The 3,925-nt window shown below is 39.5% G+C and carries 3 protein-coding genes and 1 other annotated feature; of the genes, 1 reads left to right on the top strand and 2 read right to left on the bottom strand.

The window, feature by feature from the left end:
* The first annotated feature begins 50 nt into the window (after nt 1-50).
* Nucleotides 51-1,270 (top strand): IS3 family transposase gene (locus ND6B_RS02900; protein ID WP_089368775.1). Its coding sequence is split into 2 segments (ribosomal slippage): nt 51-330 and nt 330-1,270, totalling 1,221 coding nucleotides; the frame shifts between segments, so codons are not numbered across the junction.
* Nucleotides 329-445, top strand: a sequence feature (AL1L pseudoknot). (Overlaps the previous gene by 117 nt.)
* On the opposite strand, the gene ND6B_RS02905 is transcribed toward ND6B_RS02900, so the two are convergent.
* Nucleotides 1,234-1,938 (bottom strand): trypsin-like serine protease, encoded by a 705-nt coding sequence (locus ND6B_RS02905; protein ID WP_235420572.1) that lies wholly within the window; start codon nt 1,936-1,938, stop codon nt 1,234-1,236. The two genes, ND6B_RS02900 and ND6B_RS02905, sit on opposite strands and share 37 nt — an antisense overlap.
* Nucleotides 1,939-2,345: 407 nt before the next feature.
* Nucleotides 2,346-3,788: an IS1182 family transposase gene (locus tag ND6B_RS02910; protein ID WP_013465392.1), complete on the bottom strand. Its 1,443-nt coding sequence runs from the start codon at nt 3,786-3,788 to the stop codon at nt 2,346-2,348.
* Nucleotides 3,789-3,925: the final 137 nt, after the last annotated feature.

Below are 3,925 nucleotides of genomic sequence, written 5' to 3'. Positions count from 1 at the left end.
TGAATCGCCCCGTGTTTGCCAGAGACTCAATAACTTGAGAAACTGGAACTATGAAAAAATCAAATCGCTATACATCAGAATTTCGTGAACGTGCAATTAGGCTTGTTACCACACAACAGCATGAATACCCTTCTCTTTGGGCTGCGCTAGTATCGATTTCAGATAAACTGGGATGTACCCCAGAAACACTTAGAGCATGGGTCAAGAAATCTCAAGCTCAACCGTCTAAACCCTCTTCTAATACGCAATCAACTGAAGAACGCCTTGCCGTCTTAGAGCGCGAGAATAAAGAGCTCAAGCGAACGAATGATATCCTGAGGCAAGCTGCCGCTTTTTTCGCCCAAGCGGAGCTCGACCGCAAACAGAAGTAATAGTGGATTTTATTGATGCTTGCAGAGAGCATTACGGTGTCGAGTCAATTTGCAAGGAATTGCCGATTGCACCATCAACGTATTATTCTCATAAACAGATACAAAGAGAGCCTGAGCGACTGTCTAACCGCAAAAAGCGTGATGCTGAGCTGATAATACTCATTCGCGAAGTGTGGGAGGATAATATGTCAGTTTATGGTGCAAGAAAAATATGGAAGCAGCTACAGCTTGACGACCATCAAGTCGCCCGCTGTACAGTCGAACGATTGATGCGAGTTATGGGAATTCAAGGTGTTCGTCGGGGTAAAGCACATAAGACAACGATACCTGACGAGCAACAAGATAAGCCACTTGATTTAGTTAATCGTCAATTTACTGCTGAGCAGCCAAATCAACTTTGGGTAGCTGACATCACCTATGTTGCCACATGGAGTGGGTTTGTTTATGTCGCTTTCGTGATAGATGTTTTTTCACGATACATTGTAGGTTGGCGTGTATCAACGACAATGCACACAGAGCTTATTCTTGATGCGTTAGAGCAAGCTATTTGGCATCGTGGCAACCCCGAAGGGTTAATTCACCACAGCGACAGAGGCAGCCAATATTTGTCTATACGATACACTGAGCGACTTGCTGAAGCTGGAATTCAAGCGTCTGTAGGCAGTGTGGGTGACTCTTATGACAATGCATTGGCTGAAACAATAAATGGATTATTTAAAACAGAGATTATTCGCAGAAATGGCCCGTGGAAGAATGTTGATGCTGTTGAATACGCAACGTTAGAGTGGGTCAATTGGTTTAATAATCAACGCTTATTATCTTCAATTGGGTATATTTCACCAGCTCAATATGAAACAGACTACTATGATAATTTAAACGAGTCAGGTAAAGTGGCCTGACTTAAACAAACTGGTCTCCGATGAACTCGGGGCGATTCAACAGAAGCCCCACCGCTATCTCCAGAGCCATGCATACCTTCAAGTGGCAATGCATTTTCTGGTTCATCGAATTTGAATGCTAACCAGTTACCTTCCGCGCTTTCAATAATATTTTGAAACTGGTTCATCACACGAAGTGATTTAGTATCTGGGTCTTCGCCAGTTAATCCGTTCCCAGTAGCTCCTCTACCATAGACAGTAATTGTTTTACCTTTTTCACTTTTGCCTTTGTATATTTTGATTGGATTAACACCACTTACTTTTGATGATAATTTGATTAGTGCAATGTCACTTCTAGATTTGAAAAATCTCATTAAAGGCGCTAAATCGTCTTTAAGTAAACTTTTATTAGGTTCAGTGTAATCAGGGTGTATATGAACGCTTTCAATTTCATATGCTTTTGAACCAACTATTAGATCTTTACCAACATAATCATAAAAGATTGTGTGTGCTACGGTCAAAACCCATTGTGAATTTATTAATACACCATGACCTTCATGGGGCATATCAATTAGGTATTCAGGCATTTTATCAAGTACATAATTTTCAGGAGGAACATCATGTCTCTTCACAACAGCATTGCTGTATGTAGAAAATAAAATCATAGATAAGAGAAATAAAACTTTCATATTACATCCATGCTCATTAATGGGTAGCTAACAGCTTATTTAACACCATTTTGGTGGTTTATAACACACCTAAACGGCATATATTACCTACTCTGATAATTTAACCAATAAATACCTTTGTAAACAAGCAATTAAAATAGCGAGAAATTAAGCATGTTATTTTGCCCCAAAACGGCGGTTAATAATGTTATTGGACAAAATTAGATTTCTACTCAAAAAACCGGAATAAATTTAACTTTTTCAGTGTCCGGTTCTCGCTCTTTGCCGAAGTTCGGCTCAGTGCCCAGACTGTGTAAAAACTAATTTTTAATAAATTGTCTTGGGTATGTTCTTAGTTTAAAACCATCTAGGATGGTTGCGATCGATTTTTTCTCAGTATTGCAATTTTCTCCGCGCGAGCGAAACTGCTATAGCAACGCTACTCTAATCGCTTTACTTAGACCATTAACTCCCATAATTGTGAGCATTCTTCTGAAGTTGTAAGCCAGAACATGAAGACTTATTTCTGTACTCACGCTTTTTAAACCTCGTGTTAGTAAGTGGGTAGCTCCCATCCAGAGTTTAATTGTGCCAAAGGGGTGCTCAACAGTTTGCTTGCGATGAAGCATCAATTCAGGTTCATTCTTTAGCTTTTGAAGCATTTCTTCTGTCAGAATCTCATGCACCCACCGCCTTATTCGCCTAGGGTCTTTTTTAGAGTTAGTGCACTGACTTCTTATTTTACAATCTCGACAAGCAATGTGATTGAAGTAAACATCAAGGTATTTACCTTGCTCAAATACCTGCATTCGATTTTGAAGTTCATTACCAGCGGGGCATAAGTAAATATCTTTATTTGCATCGTATTTGAAGAGTGAGCGGTTAAATATCCCTTTCTTTTCAGAGGACGATGTATCCGTCTTGGGCATGATTGGCTCTGCACCCAAATCGATAGTATCTTTTATATCGGGCTGACTGAAGTAACCTTTATCTGCTAATACCCTTATATCTTCCTTGCGCAATGCTTTTTGTGCGAGTTTTGTCATTGACGCAAGCTGGCCTCTATCTGGCACGTTGGTCACCTCATGCGCCACTATAAGGTGGTGCTTGGTATCAACCGCACTTTGCACGTTATAACTCACAACTCTTGTAAAACCTTGAGTTTTCATTAAACGTGAATCAGGATCAGTAGTGGATATTTGCTTGTCAGGATGAGCTTCAACTTGTTCTTTAATCTCGTGTAGTTTTTTTAACTGGCTGCGAAAGTCAGCTAGCCTATCTTTTGTGGCTTTAATTTTTGTGACGTTAGCTTGCTCTTTATCGGCTTCATCAAGTAATTCAAGGTAACGTTCAATGTTCTTTTCGACTCGGTCGATGTGGAATTTAACTTTGCTTGGCGTAAAATTATTGCCTTTGTTGTTGCTAGCTTTAAACTTACTACCATCGATGGCAACAACTGGTTTCTCAAACATATTCAGACGACGGCAGACTTCAACAAACGTTTTGCACACATTTTTTATACCATCTCCGTTGTCTTTTCTAAAATCAGCAATCGTTTTAAAGTCGGGTGCCAATTTACCAAGTAGCCACATCAGTTCAATATTGCGTTGGCATTCGGTTTCTAATCGGCGGGATGATTGAATACGGTTGAGGTAACCATAAAGATACAGTTTTAATAATGTGGCAGGATGATACTTAGGGCGGCCTGTGGACTTTAAAGTTAATCCTTTAAACCCCAATTCAGCTAGATTTAGTTCCTCAATGAAAACATCAATCACTCTGACCGTATTATCTTCACTGACGTAATCTTCCAACGATTCTGGAAATAACGTTGATTGGTCACGACTTTCACCGCTTATAAACTTTGACATACTGCCTCAACCCTCAACTGAATCAATAGTCTAATTATATAAATATCAGTATATTAAGTGAACTAAATGTATAGATTAATAGATCATAAGCAGAACATACTTAGACCAAAAGGTGATCAGAGTTTTCACACAGTCTG

The organism is Pseudoalteromonas sp. ND6B (assembly GCF_000764215.1).
Classification (GTDB): Bacteria; Pseudomonadota; Gammaproteobacteria; order Enterobacterales; family Alteromonadaceae; genus Pseudoalteromonas; species Pseudoalteromonas tetraodonis.
Note: the sequence above shows the minus strand (reverse complement) of the source record. Positions and strands in the feature narration are given on the sequence as shown.